This window comes from Corynebacterium sp., assembly GCF_030532965.1.
Classification (GTDB): Bacteria; Actinomycetota; Actinomycetes; order Mycobacteriales; family Mycobacteriaceae; genus Corynebacterium.
On sequence record NZ_JAUNKC010000009.1, the window covers coordinates 1 to 14,114 of the forward strand.

Consider the following 14,114-nt stretch of genomic DNA (forward strand, 5'->3'; position numbering starts at 1 on the left):
TCATACCGGCACCCATGCCAGTACCAGTGTTACTACGAGCACCACCACTGGTAGCGGAGTGCCCGTGCCGGAGCCCACCAGACGCAGGAATACTCCCACCACTGATACCGCCCCGACCACCAGACACACCGGGTGTCAGTCCACTAAATACCGGCGCATGTGCTGACACACCGGAACCACCCGGTCCTGCTCCTGTAGGAAGCCCGGTGATCGGTGGCATACCCGGTGCCGGTGCTGCCGGTGCACCCACCCCACCAGTAGTTGGAAGAGTCGCAGTCGATGCGGCCTGTGTCCCCATCCCCACAGGATGAAGCGTACTCGTCGCAGGTGAGGGCGGTGCGCCAGTAGAATCCGACCCGATTGCGGCACTACCACCACCAACACCAGCACTGTTATCAATCATCAAATTCCGAATCACTGGTACTGCTTGGGATAACGCACCGCTATACACCCCATGAAATGCTGTCAGATACAACTTCTCTGCTGCTTCTTTTTCCGCAGGGTTCGCAATAGTCTGCAACGCAGACAACGCTTGAGATGCCTGAGTATGAAAATGCGGAGCAATCGTCGACAACACCCCCACCGACCGAGCCATCTCCGTAGCATTCGCCGCGAAATACGACGCTTTCGCCGCAGTAGCCTTCATCCCCGCGGTAGCCCGCAACGCCGCAATCCCCTGATTCTGCGACGACAACTCGGACGCAATACCCTCCAGTTGTGTAGCGATACTCGTAGCCTGGGTGGCCATCGACTGCCAATCCGCCGCAGCCTGAGCAGCCTGACCCGACTGTGTTGCACCCAACTGCGCGACTAACGTTTCCAACGACACCGACGGAACCGGAGCAGGCGGCAAAAACGGGAAATCCGCAAACGACGCCGCCGGTTTCGATGCGAACTCCGCTACATCATGTTCAAACGTCCCACCCGAATCCGCGGTATCCAACCCCCGTGAAAGCGCGAGATCATGACCAGTAAACGCCATATGGTTCAACCGGAGATTCATCCCCAACCACTCAACCAAATCCCGGAAACTCGCCAACACATCACGAGCACTACCAGCCCCACCCTGAATCACCTGCGCATGATTCACACCCAACTCACGCAAACCCGACAACGACGAAAACGCACCACTCAACGAAGAGCGTATTGAAAAACTCAGTGTGTCGTCTGCTTGAACAACTGCAGATTGAACTTCAGCGAAAGCTTTCTCAAAAGACGCTGAATTTATCAGCATGGACATAACTAACCTTTCAGATTAAGGAACTCTTGAAATTTGTCCACTGCTTGCTGACACACGTTTAGTCGGGTTACCCCACCCATTAACCTGTTTCCGATTCCAGTTAGGCTTATTCGTCCTCGGTTGGTTGAAGTCGCAACTGTACAGTGCAATTCTTCATTGAAATTCGGGTAGCCCTGAAAGTACATTCCCACAGGGAGCTTAACCATTGGTTCCTGCAAGATTAATCCTTGCGATTCCAAATCACTGTAAGAAAGTGCGTCAGACCCGATTGTGAAAGAAACTTCACCTTGTTGAGGATCAATCCTTCGAAGCGAACACGCTGAAAAATCGTTTCTTGTGGTTGGCAATTCCTCTTTTAGAAAAAGGCCAATTTCAGCGTACTGTTCTGCCCCAATTTCAGTACATGGATTAAATATCACAAATCCAGAACTGTTTGAATCGAAATCTCCAGTACCAGCCTCAAGAACTTCACCGAGCGTTTTCGGTTGATCCGCCTGCGATGACGCTGGTTGTTGTTGGGACTGCGACTGGTTTTTAACAGCCACGTACTGAGCCAAAGGTGTAGAAAACCCACAGCCAGAAAGCAGAAAGACACAACACACCACAGTTGCTATTAAGACGCGGTGTGCTGAACGAGCTGTCATCTGATTAGGCATAGTCCTGGCACGCACTGACATTTTCTTGACCATTTCCTCAAAACCGCCTTTCAACGCCACTGACAACCAGTGTAAAACCAAATAGACAACGTGCTCTATACAGTTAGACTCACTCACCACCCCAACCGGTTCCATAAAAAATACCGCCACCCCCAAACGGGTAACCCACCGCCACCCCATCAAGTCGGAGAATCCACCCGACACTTCCTAAAACCCCAGGAAAGAACCAGGCGTTAAACACAATCCCCGACTTCCAGAAAACCGGCACAACAAACAACCCCAACCCACGTGCCACCCTGGCGGCGTCGACAAGCAGCCGTGTAATTCTTCAAGTCGGAGATTTACGCAAAACCTGGGGTCACAGCCAACCAAAACCGTTCAAATTTCGGAAATCCCCGATTTCCACACCCGTCACCGCATCAAGTCGAAGAATCCACCCGCGCTTGGATTCGAAATCGACTGCTAAACGTAGAGGCTGATACACAAGAAGTAGGCAGGCGAGTTACTACCACGCCTTGACGTTCGCGTTTGCTTTGTTGGGCTATGAACGAGGGCCTGTGGGTGATCCGATATTAGTTATCTTCAGAACTACGTCTTCGCTGTGACCAGCGCCAGCGCCGTGGCTGACTGAGCGCGGGAATGTGCCGAAAGTTTCGACCTGGAACTCCGGATTCGCGGCAACCCATTCATGCAGCCTGCCGGGTAGCAGAAACTCCGATTCCGACCTCCTGTGGTGGGCTGCCATGTGGGATACGTCCACGTGATGCACCATGATCAGCGTACCCTGCGGGGCAAGGCAACCGAGTAGTTTTTCCCGCGTGGCGGCGTCGTCAAGCAATGGTGTATAAAACGCCGTCACCAGGTCGAAACGGCCTAAATCCGCAGCCTCAAATGAATCATTAATCACTGTGATGCCGTCACCAATGCGTGCACACGCTATCGGCGACGGTTCCACCGCAGTGACGTTAAAGCCTTGTTGGTGAAGCCACCGGGCGTCCGCCCCCTCGCCAGCGCCGATATCCAGTGCGGTGCCAGGGCTAAGGTGTGCGGCTTCACGAAGTAACGCCGCGTTGGGGTTTCCGCTCCACCGCTGTGTGGAACCATCGTCATACATGTCGGTTGTCATAACTGACACTATAGATCGCGTACCGGGTTAGTTATTACGCAGTCCCAAGTGCTGCCGAACTCAGGAAATAGTATTCGTATTAACCACATCGGACAGAAGTGGCGATTGATTTCTCCGCATCGAAAGACACAACGCCCAAAGTGGCTACGAGTCTCAGTTTTAGCAGTGGGTAAAAACAAACGACTATCGCTTAAGAAGCTTTATGTCTTAAGCAATAGTCGCGTGTGGATGATACTGGACTGGTTGTGCCGTATTAGGCGCGTTCAACCGGGTTGCCGAGCTTACCAATGCCCGGAATTTCAATCTCAATGAAGTCACCAGGGAACATCGCCTCGGTGCCTGCTGGCGAACCAGTGCAAATAACATCGCCCGGCAGAAGCGTCATGGATGCAGTGATAAATTCGATGATCTCCCCTAAGTTCATGATCATCTGGTTGGAATTGGAATCCTGCTTCGTGGCGGTCACACCGTCGTGCGTTAGATGCGCCTTGATAGGCAAATTGGACGTATCAATGGAATCGATGTCCGTTTCAATCCACGGCCCAAGGGGCGCGAAAGTATCAATGCCTTTGGCCCGAGCCCACTGGCCGTCGGCGAACTGCAGGTCGCGGGAGGAGACGTCGTTGATGATGGTGAATCCCAAAACCACCGATTTCCAGTCCTTAGCCTGGACGTTCTTACACGGTTTGCCAATAACCAACGCCAATTCGCCCTCAAATTCCACCTTGGTGGCGAAATCAGGAATCTTAATAGCAGCACCGGGGCCGATCACCGCTGTTGGTGGTTTAAGGAACAAGGTTGGTGGTAGGTGTTCCGCGGACTTCTGGAACACTTCCGCCACGTGATCGGCGTAGTTTCGGCCGATAGCCACAATCTTGCTAGGAAGCATCGGTGCCAAGAGCCGAACATCGGCAAGGTTGTATTCTTGTCCGGTGTGCTTCGGGGTTGTAAACGGGGTTCCGTCGATCACACGGCATTTTTCTTCGCCTTCGGCGCCGTCGATCGTACAGAAGAACATTCCATCGGGAGTAGCTATTCGTCCAAAACGCATAACGTGCATATTACTATGTCGACTGCACATTATTGGGCGATTACCCCCTTTGGCGGAATTTTCTGTGACGACGCCGGAACTCAAACCGCCGCGGCTAATACTGCAACGATTTCAACGTGGAAACATTGAGGGTAGCTATCTGTGCCAAATACAGCTCGGCGCAGGCCAAGGCGTCGGTAAGCGCGTTGTGGTTGCGGTAATTCGGCAGGTTGTATCTGCTGCGCACCCGAGCCAGCCGTAGATCTTCACCCCGGGGGTAGGTCCCCATTCGTTCCATGTGGCGTCGTTCTATAGCGAATGTATCCACAAGTAGGACGTCAAAGGGCGCACCGAAGTGCCGTTTGCAAGCTGCATCCAAAAAGCTCGACTCCAACGCCGAATAGTGATTAAGCATCGCCCGTCCCCGTAACGCCACCAACAACTGTTCGATGGCCTCGGCCTCCGTAACTCCCTGAGCCACCATATCGTCCGTGAGGTGGTGGATAACGGCGCTGTCGCCTACTTCGGCCCCGGATACCAGCACATAGCCCGCGCCGCCGAGGTCGATTCGGCGCCCGGTGACTGGAACCCAACCAATCGAAAGGATTTTGTGTTCTTCTGCCTTTAACCCAGTTGTTTCCATGTCGACAGCCAAAAGAGGTGCGTCGTCAATCTGGGTTGCGGCTGGTACTGCGGCGGCGGAATAGAATTCCTTGAGAGCACCGGTCGCTTTGTTCTTCTTATTAAACAGTCCAAACACTAGATGTTCCTCACCGGGTACTTCGTTGCCAGCGCTGTTTGCATGGATTTAATAATTTGGAACGCATCCCGCAGATGCTCACGATCCATCTTGCCTAAAGCATTGGGGTCAATGTGATAGGTCGGCGCTTCGCCCCGACGCACCTGTTCGGCTTGCTGATGCAGCGCGATGAGGTTGAGGAAGTCGAAGGCATCCACCAGATCCTGGGCGCCTTTGACCGAGACTGCACCCTGCCCCGCTGATTGCGTCAACCGCTGCCGGGTGCCAACAGCTGAGACACCTGAAGACAGCGCAAATAGCCGAGCCATCTGTACGATCGCCGCCGTGCCGCCCTTTTTCACGTCCAGGGTGTTGGCGTATTCACCGCCGCGTTCGACCACGAATCCCCGGAAGAATCCCAGTGGTGGTTCCCGGCGCGCCGCCAGGGTGGCTAGGTGGGCGTGCATGCGGCTTGCGGGTTGTGCCATTTCGGTGGCCGCTCGGTGTACTTCGTCGGCGAGTTCTTGGTCGCCGTATATGCAGCGGAAGTCGAAGAAGGTTTGGGCGTGCAGGAGGTTATCGGGTTCCGGTGCGGTGATCCATTCGCGGAAGGTGTCTATCCATTGGTGTTGGGTCATGCGCCATTTCGGGGTCATGGCCATCATGTCGCCGGGGCATAGTATTTGTCCGGCTTCGTCGAGGCCGCGGCAGACGAATTCGCTGAGTTCGGCGAAGTAGTTTCCGTGTTGGGCTTCGTCGTAGTCGTTGGAGAGGACGAGGCAGTTGTCTTGGTCTGAGGCAAGCCCCATGCCGCGGCGGCCTTGGGAGCCGACGACTACGAAGGAGTATGGGATGGGTGCTGGGCCGAATTTTTCTTCGCCGAGGGTGAGCAGGCGTCGTGCTAATGAGTCGGCTGCGACGGTGAGCAGACCGGATACTTCTTCGGGGCTTGCGCCGCGTTCGATGAACCTGACTGCGACGTCGTCGGCGGATTTGAAGACTTCCCGAAGTTCTGCCGGGTCGGATTTGCGGGCGAGGTCTGCGGTGACGTAGATGGGGTCGTTGCGTAGGAGCCTCATGATGTCGGGTGAGGAGACAATGCCGGTGAGTTTGCCGTCGTCGACCACGGGCAGGTGGTGGATGCCGAGTTCGCTCATGATGATCATGGCTTCGAAGGCTTGGGATTCGCTGGTGGCGGTGCGGGGGTGGCTGGTCATGATGTCGCTGACCGGTAGGGTTACGTCGAGGTTAACGGCGACGACTTTTTTGCGCAGGTCGCGGTCGGTGACGATGCCGTGGAGTTCACCGTCTTCGACGATGAGGAGGGATGATACGTTTTTTTCTTGCATCATCTGGGCGGCTTCTTGGATGGTGGCACCGGAGGGAACGGTGGCTGGGGTGGTGATCATGAAGCTGCCGAGTTGGGTGCGCAGGATGTCGTTGTTGGTGTCGCTGCGGAGGCTGTCGGCGGCGGCGTTCATGCGTTTGGATTGGGAGGAGAAGAAGCGGGCGAAGTCTTCGAATTGGTCGGCGACTGGGACGAATGCCTCGCGGGGCAGGGTGAGTAGCAGGCTGTCTTCTACTGCGACCATTTGGTAGCGGGAGGTACCATCACCCATGAGGGTGGAGTATCCGAAGGAGCGGCCGGATTCGCGGCGGTCGAGGAGGGTTCCTTCGGAGTCTAAAACGTCGACTGCGCCGGAGCGAATGATGTAGCAGTTATCGTTTTCTGCGCCCAGTTCGATGACTGTGTCGCCGCGTCGCACGTACACCATTCCCATGTGCTTGGTTATGTCGGCGATTGTGTCGCGCGGTAATGAGGCAAATGGTGCTGCGGCGCTTAGGAATTCCCGTACTTCTTCAAGTTCAACCGTCATGCCACCATCGTAGACGTGACTTGAATGACAATTCAGCAGAATCTATAAGTTATTTCACACCGCTAACTATTTTTCGCAGTTGTTTATAGTCTTTTCGCTGTGCTGTGGTGCCGGTGGCGGCGATTTTTGTACGGTGTTTGCTTTTCGACGTTTCCCGGTGGGCGGGGTACACACAAGTCGTGAAACCGCGGTGTTACCGACGATAGGTAGGTTCGCGGCTGCCTCGATCGGGGTGTTGTAAAGCATAACCATAACTGGAAACCTCATCGCATGGTTTTGTTTTCTCATTCCCCGATCAGCCGAGGTCTTAAGCCTTAAGATGAGTACGTTGTTGTCCGATTTTTTTAAAAAGAAGGTAGCTGTGACGCAGAAAAATCCGTATCACATGACGCAGGCGGAGTGCGAGAAGAAATTAGCGGAGGATGAGACGTGGGCACCGGGGTGGGAGGCCATCAACCGGGCGTTCGAAGCGTTATATCCGGGCCAAGAACCAGACCATTACGCACCGATCATTCCGGCGATGTTTGGTGGCGACAGCTACTTAGACGGCAAGTCCATCTACACCTCCCCCAATGGATATAAACATTTTGTCACCTATGGGTTTACGTACTTGTATGCCGACCCGGAGCATTTAAGTGATGAGGAAAATGGGTTTGGTTTTGAACTCACTTTCAAGCTGGCGGATGTCGAGGACGATGGGGTGTGGGTGGTAGACCTGTTGGAAAATCTCGCCAGTTATGTCTTTGACAGCGGTCGAGTTTTTGAACCGTATCAGTTTATTAAGGGCTCCGGTGAGTCGATCCATATCGGCACGGAATCGGATATCACGGCTGCTATCACGGTTCCGGATACCGAGGCACAACCGCAATGGTCGGCACTGGGCCGCACTGAGTTTGTTCAGTTGTTCGGCATTACAGAGAAGGAAGTCGAGTGGTTAATGGAGAAAAATTCCCAGGATTCGGTACGGGAATTGGCGGAGCGTATCAAGAAGGAAAATCCGCATTTCGTCACCGATATGTCCCGAACAAAGTCCTACGTATAACTCGCTGCCATAAGTTAGCTCGGTACAGTAGGTGGCATGTGGCACACGACTGTACCGATGCTTGCGCGCCAGGAGTTCTCATCCATGATGTGGTTTCGAGACGACTTGCGGATAACGGATAACCTGGGGCTTCATCACGCCCGCAGCGTTGGGGATGTCGCCGCGGTGTATGTCGTGGAATCGCCCAGCCCAGGAGTTAGAAAACTAGGCGGTGCCGCATCGTGGTGGTTGCACCATAGTTTGGTGTCATTGCAGACCCGTCTTGCGGATTTAGGAATTCCATTGATCATTGCGTCGGGGAATGCGGTCGATATCATTCCCCGGCTGGCGGAATCGCTGCAGGTTACCGCGGTAGCGTGGTCACGACGCTACCATCAACCCCAAGCCGTCATAGACGATACTGTGGCTGAGTTATTGGCAAAACGGGACATAGAAAGCACGAGTTTTCCCGGCGCGTTGCTCGCGGAGCCCGGGGAAATTGTCACTAAGACCGCATCGCCGTACAAGGTGTACACGCCGTTTGCCGCTAATCTGCAAGGGTTTCAACACGATCATCCGGTGGCGGAAATTCCGCCGGTGCCTGCAAATAGTAAGGTGCGCCTAGATGCGGAAATAGCGCAGCTCTTGCGTGCCTCGATCGACGATGCGGCGTTGCTGCCGAGCCACCCGAGCCGAAACGAGCCTGATTGGGCTGCGGATTTTAGCAACGTGTGGACGCCGGGGGAACCTGCTGCGTGGCGCAGGTGGGATGCCTTCTCTCCGACGCTGGAGACTGCGGCGGGCCGTTACGCGTCCGAGCGAGATTTTCCGGCGGTGGCAGTTACCAGCGGTTTGTCGCCGCATATTCGGTTTGGGGAAATCAGCATCCACACGCTTTACGACGCCGCCCGGGAATGCGGCGATAACGATAATGTTTCGCGGTTCTGCGCGGAGTTAATGTGGCGGGATTTCGCGTGGAATAGGCTGTATCACCTTCCCAATTTAGCCACCGAAAATTCCCGCCCAGAATTTGATCGCTTCCCGTGGCGAAGAACCCCGGATGCGGATTTTGCGTTGTGGTGTCAGGGCGACACGGGCTTCGGCCTGTTCGATGCGGGTATGCGGGAGTTGGGCCGAACTGGTTTCATGCATAATCGGGTGCGTATGGTCGCAGCGTCGTTGTTGACCAAGAACCTAGGCTTTGATTGGCGGTTAGGGGAACAGTGGTTCTGGGACCAGCTTGTCGACGCCGACCCGGCCAGCAATCCGTTTAACTGGCAGTGGGTGGCAGGTTGTGGCGATGACGCCGCCCCCTATTTCCGGATTTTCAACCCGCATACCCAGGCGAAACGCTTTGATCCCACGAATGAGTACATCACCCGGTGGGTGCCGGAATACCCCACGATGGCGTATCCCGAACCGATGGTGGATGCAAGTGAAACCCGCCAATTAGCGTTGGCGGCCTACCACCAGATAAAGACACACCAGAGTTAGCCGTTGCTGGCTGCGGAGGTTTCATAGAATGCAAAGATTTCCGCCATAGGAACCGCCGTGCGGGTGATCCTGTCAACGTCCTGGCTTTCACGGCTAAATAGCGGCGGGAAGACCATGAATCCTTGATCCAGTCGCAGCGCTTTCGTGTCCGCTTCCCACCCTTCCCACCGGAACAGGTCGTAGAATTTCGTGGTTGCCCCGCCGAGAAACGCGTGGATGAAGCCGGAGTGCCCCATGTCGAGCCCCTCCCATTCCAGACCGTCTGGCGAGAAATAGCACACTTCGCCGGGGCTGATCCCTAGACCACCGCCGTCGATGGCGAATCGACCGCCCAGGACGTCGTGACCGAAAATCAAGGCACCGGGTACGCTCGGTTCGGTGATGCCACTTGCCTCGGCGATGCTGGGTAGTTGCGCTCCCCCGCCGCCATAAAGTCGAACCCAGCCGTTATCGATGAGGATTCCACCGCAGTTATATGCGATGCCACCTAGGGTGGAATGGGTCGTCACCTGGAGTTTATGGAGGGTGTCCGCCCCGGAATCCGTGGGCAGAACCTCGACTGCTACCGGAGCGGTTTTGATTGCTTCTTCGATTTCATTCCAGGCGGGGTCAGTGACGTCTGTGAGCTCTTCAATTGTTCGAATTTGCATGCCTCACAGGTTAGTGGGTAGAACAACCGCCCATAATGAAATTTACGAATTCGTTAACTCAATGCAGCTACGATCCGATCGCCGACGTCAACGGTGCGAACCGGACCTGGTTGCCGAGACACAACATCAGCTTCCACCGCCTGTTCGATGCGGCGAGCATTGTGGTCGTCGCCAAGGTGGCGCAGCAACATCGCGGCGGACAAAATTGCTGCGGTTGGGTCGGCGATACCTTGCCCAGCGATATCCGGCGCGGAACCGTGAACGGGTTCAAACATCGATGGGTTTGCGCCCGTCGCGTCGATATTCCCGGATGCCGCTAATCCAATCCCACCGGTGACCGCTCCCGCCAAGTCAGTGAGAATGTCGCCGAAGAGATTGTCGGTGACGATCACGTCATATCGACCTGGATCGGTAACCATGTAAATGGTGGCGGCATCAATGTGGTTGTATTCCACCGTGACCTCGGGGAATTCTTGCGCTACTTCGTCGACGGTGCGCTGCCACAGTGAACCTGCATTGACCAAGACGTTGGTCTTGTGCACCAGAGTAAGATGCTTCCGACGTGCTTGGGCGCGACTAAAAGCATCACGGACGACTCGCTCCACCCCGTACCTGGTGTTTTGTGAGACCTCAGAGGCTACTTCATGCTCGGTCCCCTCCCGCAGCACACCGCCGTTTCCGCAATAAAGCCCTTCGGTTCCTTCCCGCACCACCACAAAGTCAATGTCGCCGGGATTAGCCAGCGGCGAGGTTGCGGTTGGGAAAAGCTTTGCGGGGCGCAGATTCACGTGATGGTCGAGCGCGAACCGCATTTTCAGCAGCAATCCTCGTTCCAAAACGCCGGGGGGAACCGCGCCCGGCGCGCCGATGGCGCCCAGGAGAATAGCGTCGTGTTCCCGCAATGACGCCAGGTCCGCGTCAGTGAGAAGTTCGCCGTTTTTCAGGTAGCGGGTGGCGCCGAGATCGTATTCGGTGATGTCGATGTCGTCGCGCACCGCGTGGAGCACCTTGAGGGCTTCGGTGGTTACTTCGGGGCCGATTCCGTCGCCACCAATAACGGCAAGTTTCATTATGCGGGATTCCTTTCTCACTATGTGAACTCCTGGTGAAGTTTAGCACCCCAACCCCCATTAGGCACCCCAGCACCCCCACCTGCCCTACAATGGAATTCATCAGACGTCTGATGAATTTTGTGGTTGTCTTTACAGGAAGGTTCCCTCTCATGACCACCCGCCCGTTTCTCCTCGGTGCTTACGCTTCCATGCCCACTAGCCTCGCAGAGCAGGAACACTACTACGAATTACTCGCCAGACAAGATTGGATCACAGGCCTAGAAATCCCCTACCCCGGCCAACTCGCCGATCCCCAAACCCGCAGTTGGTTAGGACCGCACATCGCAAAGTTCCCCGACTCCATCATCACCGCCATTCCCGGCACGATGGTAAACGTCTGGGCCGATGGAACATTCGGCCTCGCCAGCCCCGATGCGGAAGGCCGGTCAAAAGCACTCGCTTTTACGAAGGAGATCTACCAGATCGCCACCACGTTGAACATTTCCACCATCGCGGTGCATTCCGCACCCACCACCGATTGCGACCCGGCGGCGTTTCGAGAATCGATGAAAGAGATCCTAAGCTGGGGCGATAAGACGATCATTATCGAGCATTGCGACTCCAAAACCCTCAACCACACCCCGGAAAAGGGATTTTTAACCCTGGAGGAGGAACTCTCTGTAGCTGAAGAGGTAGGGGTTCAGGTTTCGATCAATTGGGGCCGCTCCGCCATAGATGGCCGCAGCAACGACACCCCCATCCAACACATCACTTCCGCACGAAATCACGACCTATTGGCCGGGGTGATCTTCTCCGGCGCCTCGGATCGCGAAACCGCCTACGGTGCAGCGTGGGCCGACGGGCATTTGCCCAGTTCGATTCATGAACCGGCATCCCTGCTCAGCCCAGCTGCTATTTCCGCCGCCATCGAAGCAGCTGGCGACGTTTCATTCGTGGGCGCAAAGGTGTGTGTCCCGCCAACCGCCTCATTGGAAGACCGATTGGCGATGGTGCGCGTAATCTACGACGCAACCTAAGTCCCGCCAATCGGTGCAACTGACCACGGTGGCAGCGTCGACAAGCGAACCGCTACATCTTCTCGGCGCCGCGGGCTGCAGTGACCAAATTCTCCACGGTTGCCCGAACCGACGCTGGGATACGTTGATCATCCAGGTTCAAGAAACCTTGCACGATCAAATCCCGCGCGTTGTCTTCATCCAAACCCATCGCACGAAGATAATCCAGCTTATCGTCATCGATCATGCCCACCGATGCTTCATGCGAAAGCTGTGCCCTTGCCACCTGGGCGTCCAAAGCAGGAATCGACTCAATCTGCCCAGAATCTTTGAGCATCAAACCGTCGCACTCTAAGAAACCTCGGGCATCAGCCACCGTGGCCCGCAATGTCGACCGATTGCGAATCACACCACCATCGGCGACCATGCGGGCGACCTGCTCCGCCTGGGCACCAGGCCCGGTCAACACTACCGTCGATGCCATCTCGCGGGTCGTTCCCTCGGGGGCAAAAACGATGGAGTGATCAGTCACCGCCGAATCCTTACCCACCGTGGTCACCGAATCCGAATGGTGCTTTGTCAATCCCGATACCGCAACAGACACCGAACTGGTGCTGGCGCCCTCACCCACCGTTGTTCGATCGTAGGAATACACGGTCATGTTGGCGCCCCACCTATCAACATCGACGGAACGAACCTGAGCCCCATCTCCGATGAATGTCTCCGAAACCGATACATGTGTCGCATGCGTGAGAGCTGGCGCAACCGCAGCGCCGGAAACACTGTCGACAACCGCATTCTTTCCAATAACCGTGATGTCGTGAACGAATTGTCGCTCCTGCGGTTTGGTCAAAACGGTAAACGATTGGGTCGGCATAGTCACCTGCGCACCGTCTTTAACCCAGGTAAAGGTACCCAATGGCTCCTGGGTCGATTCGAACGCCCGACGCAATACTTCATCCCCATCGGGACTGATAAGGCTAAACATCAATTCCTGCACCCAAGGCAGCTCGATAAGCGCCTGGGCTAATGGCATGACCACCACATTAGGGTCATTAGTCACCATCGACCCGAAGTGGTGATCAACCACAATACTTGTGCCCGCGCGTTGCTCCTCTGGCGCCCAGCCTATCGACGCCAGCAATTCCGGAGTAACGCTCAACGGACCGATCCCATTTTCAGCCGCCGCCATCAGCGGCGAGGCTGTTGGTGCAATTCCATTGCTCATAATCAATCATCCTCTCCACAGTTTTCTCTAACGCCTCACGGCTTAAGCAGCCACGTACCCGTCTTTGCGAATGCGATCAAATAGTTCTCGTGGCGGTGCCGATTCAACTATCCGACCATCAACCATCAAATGCCCCATTACGGCATCAACTCCATCCAGGATGAAACCAGTGTGGGTGATGGCTAATACCGCCCGCTTTTGGCCCGCAGCAGTTGGGGTTTGCAACAGATGATTGATCGCGGAACTGACCACATTTACCTGCTGCAAATCAACACCAGATTCCGGCTCATCCAACAGACACATCGTGGGATCGTGCAGACCAAGTTTGGCCACTTCCCAGCGCTTTACCTCGCCGCCGGAAAAACCGCAGTTCACGTCGCGGTCGACCAGATACTCCACCCCCAATTGCTTGGCGGTGGTATCCAAGCGGTTCGTAGCTCCTATGGCTTGTGCTAGTCGACGCACCGAGACCCCTGGAATTGACGGCGGCCGTTGGAACGCTAAGCCCAACCCACACCGGGCGCGCTCATCCACCTCAAGATCCGCCACATTAGTTGTACCTAGTAGGGCGGTTCCGCCGGTGATCTCGAACGGTTTAATTCCCATCAAGCCGCATAACAACGAGGACTTACCCGACCCATTCGGGCCGATCAGAATATGACATTCACCCTCATTGATCGTCAGCGACACGTCATGGCAGATTTCCTTATCACCCACCGAAATGCACACGTTTTCTAAGCTCAACACCGGTTTGGTAGACATTACTACCCTCCTAACACGTTGGGCAGGTGGGCGGCGCCCACACCATCAAACCACACACCTGCAGGTTTTAATGCTCTCAACCCCCATCGTAAGTTTGACTCCGAAATAAATAAAGGAAAGAAAAGCTTTTTCGCATATCCCACTCATACGCTCCCACATTCGGGGGCGGCGTAGGTGTATCCGATCTAATCTGCGCTGAACTGCCCTATCAAATAGCCAAGGG

At 55.4% G+C, this 14,114-nt stretch carries 13 protein-coding genes; 3 read left to right on the forward strand and 10 right to left on the reverse strand.

What is annotated here, in order from left to right:
• From Q4D85_RS05920 to Q4D85_RS05945, 6 genes are all read right to left on the reverse strand, one after another.
• Positions 1-1,240, reverse strand: a 1,240-nt coding sequence (locus tag Q4D85_RS05920; protein WP_303198914.1) for a hypothetical protein, incomplete at its 3' end; no start/stop codon positions are given.
• 2 nt (positions 1,241-1,242) lie between these two features.
• Positions 1,243-1,956, reverse strand: coding sequence for a DUF3558 family protein (locus Q4D85_RS05925; protein WP_303198915.1), 714 nt, complete (start codon positions 1,954-1,956; stop codon positions 1,243-1,245).
• 481 nt (positions 1,957-2,437) lie between these two features.
• The gene (locus Q4D85_RS05930; RefSeq protein WP_303198916.1) at positions 2,438-3,022 is read right to left on the reverse strand and encodes a bifunctional 2-polyprenyl-6-hydroxyphenol methylase/3-demethylubiquinol 3-O-methyltransferase UbiG; all 585 of its coding nucleotides are present in this window, start codon (positions 3,020-3,022) and stop codon (positions 2,438-2,440) included.
• Between the two features lie 253 nt (positions 3,023-3,275).
• Positions 3,276-4,073 carry a fumarylacetoacetate hydrolase family protein gene (locus Q4D85_RS05935; RefSeq protein WP_303198917.1) on the reverse strand — a complete coding sequence of 266 codons (798 nt, stop codon included), beginning with the start codon at positions 4,071-4,073 and terminating at the stop codon, positions 3,276-3,278.
• Positions 4,074-4,167: 94 nt separating this feature from the next.
• On the reverse strand, positions 4,168-4,695 hold the full coding sequence (locus Q4D85_RS05940) for an exonuclease domain-containing protein (protein ID WP_303199036.1): 528 nt from the start codon (positions 4,693-4,695) through the stop codon (positions 4,168-4,170).
• Positions 4,696-4,811: 116 nt separating this feature from the next.
• Complete coding sequence (locus Q4D85_RS05945) at positions 4,812-6,668, reverse strand: putative nucleotidyltransferase substrate binding domain-containing protein (RefSeq protein WP_303198918.1); 1,857 nt, start codon at positions 6,666-6,668, stop codon at positions 4,812-4,814.
• Between the two features lie 361 nt (positions 6,669-7,029).
• On the opposite strand from Q4D85_RS05945, the gene Q4D85_RS05950 reads away from it, so the two are divergent.
• Complete coding sequence (locus tag Q4D85_RS05950; RefSeq protein ID WP_303198919.1) at positions 7,030-7,710, forward strand: suppressor of fused domain protein; 681 nt, start codon at positions 7,030-7,032, stop codon at positions 7,708-7,710.
• A gap of 36 nt (positions 7,711-7,746) precedes the next feature.
• Positions 7,747-9,183 carry a deoxyribodipyrimidine photo-lyase gene (locus Q4D85_RS05955; protein ID WP_303198920.1) on the forward strand — a complete coding sequence of 479 codons (1,437 nt, stop codon included), beginning with the start codon at positions 7,747-7,749 and terminating at the stop codon, positions 9,181-9,183.
• Here Q4D85_RS05955 and Q4D85_RS05960 read toward each other — a convergent pair.
• The gene (locus Q4D85_RS05960) at positions 9,180-9,833 is read right to left on the reverse strand and encodes a DUF2625 family protein (RefSeq protein ID WP_303198922.1); all 654 of its coding nucleotides are present in this window, start codon (positions 9,831-9,833) and stop codon (positions 9,180-9,182) included. The genes Q4D85_RS05955 and Q4D85_RS05960 overlap by 4 nt on opposite strands.
• Before the next feature lie 53 nt (positions 9,834-9,886).
• On the reverse strand, positions 9,887-10,903 hold the full coding sequence (locus Q4D85_RS05965; protein ID WP_303198924.1) for a 3-isopropylmalate dehydrogenase: 1,017 nt from the start codon (positions 10,901-10,903) through the stop codon (positions 9,887-9,889).
• Between the two features lie 152 nt (positions 10,904-11,055).
• On the opposite strand from Q4D85_RS05965, the gene Q4D85_RS05970 reads away from it, so the two are divergent.
• Complete coding sequence (locus Q4D85_RS05970) at positions 11,056-11,922, forward strand: DUF4862 family protein (RefSeq protein WP_303198925.1); 867 nt, start codon at positions 11,056-11,058, stop codon at positions 11,920-11,922.
• 52 nt (positions 11,923-11,974) lie between these two features.
• On the opposite strand, the gene Q4D85_RS05975 is transcribed toward Q4D85_RS05970, so the two are convergent.
• Positions 11,975-13,129 (reverse strand): SufD family Fe-S cluster assembly protein, encoded by a 1,155-nt coding sequence (locus Q4D85_RS05975; RefSeq protein ID WP_303198926.1) that lies wholly within the window; start codon positions 13,127-13,129, stop codon positions 11,975-11,977.
• A 42-nt stretch (positions 13,130-13,171) separates the two neighbouring features.
• A complete protein-coding gene (locus Q4D85_RS05980) occupies positions 13,172-13,891 on the reverse strand; it encodes an ABC transporter ATP-binding protein (RefSeq protein ID WP_303198928.1) in 720 nt (239 codons plus the stop codon).
• Positions 13,892-14,114 lie beyond the last annotated feature (223 nt).

What these genes read in the sequence shown, in the direction of transcription:
- Q4D85_RS05960 (WP_303198922.1), bottom strand. Translation starts at nt 9,833, where the DNA reads ATGCAAATTCGAACAATTGAAGAGCTCACAGACGTCACTGACCCCGCC.
- Q4D85_RS05940 (WP_303199036.1), bottom strand. Translation starts at nt 4,695, where the DNA reads ATGGAAACAACTGGGTTAAAGGCAGAAGAACACAAAATCCTTTCGATT.
- Q4D85_RS05970 (WP_303198925.1), top strand. Translation starts at nt 11,056, where the DNA reads ATGACCACCCGCCCGTTTCTCCTCGGTGCTTACGCTTCCATGCCCACT.
- Q4D85_RS05980 (WP_303198928.1), bottom strand. Translation starts at nt 13,891, where the DNA reads ATGTCTACCAAACCGGTGTTGAGCTTAGAAAACGTGTGCATTTCGGTG.
- Q4D85_RS05955 (WP_303198920.1), top strand. Translation starts at nt 7,747, where the DNA reads ATGTGGCACACGACTGTACCGATGCTTGCGCGCCAGGAGTTCTCATCC.
- Q4D85_RS05935 (WP_303198917.1), bottom strand. Translation starts at nt 4,073, where the DNA reads ATGCGTTTTGGACGAATAGCTACTCCCGATGGAATGTTCTTCTGTACG.
- Q4D85_RS05945 (WP_303198918.1), bottom strand. Translation starts at nt 6,668, where the DNA reads ATGACGGTTGAACTTGAAGAAGTACGGGAATTCCTAAGCGCCGCAGCA.
- Q4D85_RS05975 (WP_303198926.1), bottom strand. Translation starts at nt 13,129, where the DNA reads ATGAGCAATGGAATTGCACCAACAGCCTCGCCGCTGATGGCGGCGGCT.
- Q4D85_RS05930 (WP_303198916.1), bottom strand. Translation starts at nt 3,022, where the DNA reads ATGACAACCGACATGTATGACGATGGTTCCACACAGCGGTGGAGCGGA.
- Q4D85_RS05965 (WP_303198924.1), bottom strand. Translation starts at nt 10,903, where the DNA reads ATGAAACTTGCCGTTATTGGTGGCGACGGAATCGGCCCCGAAGTAACC.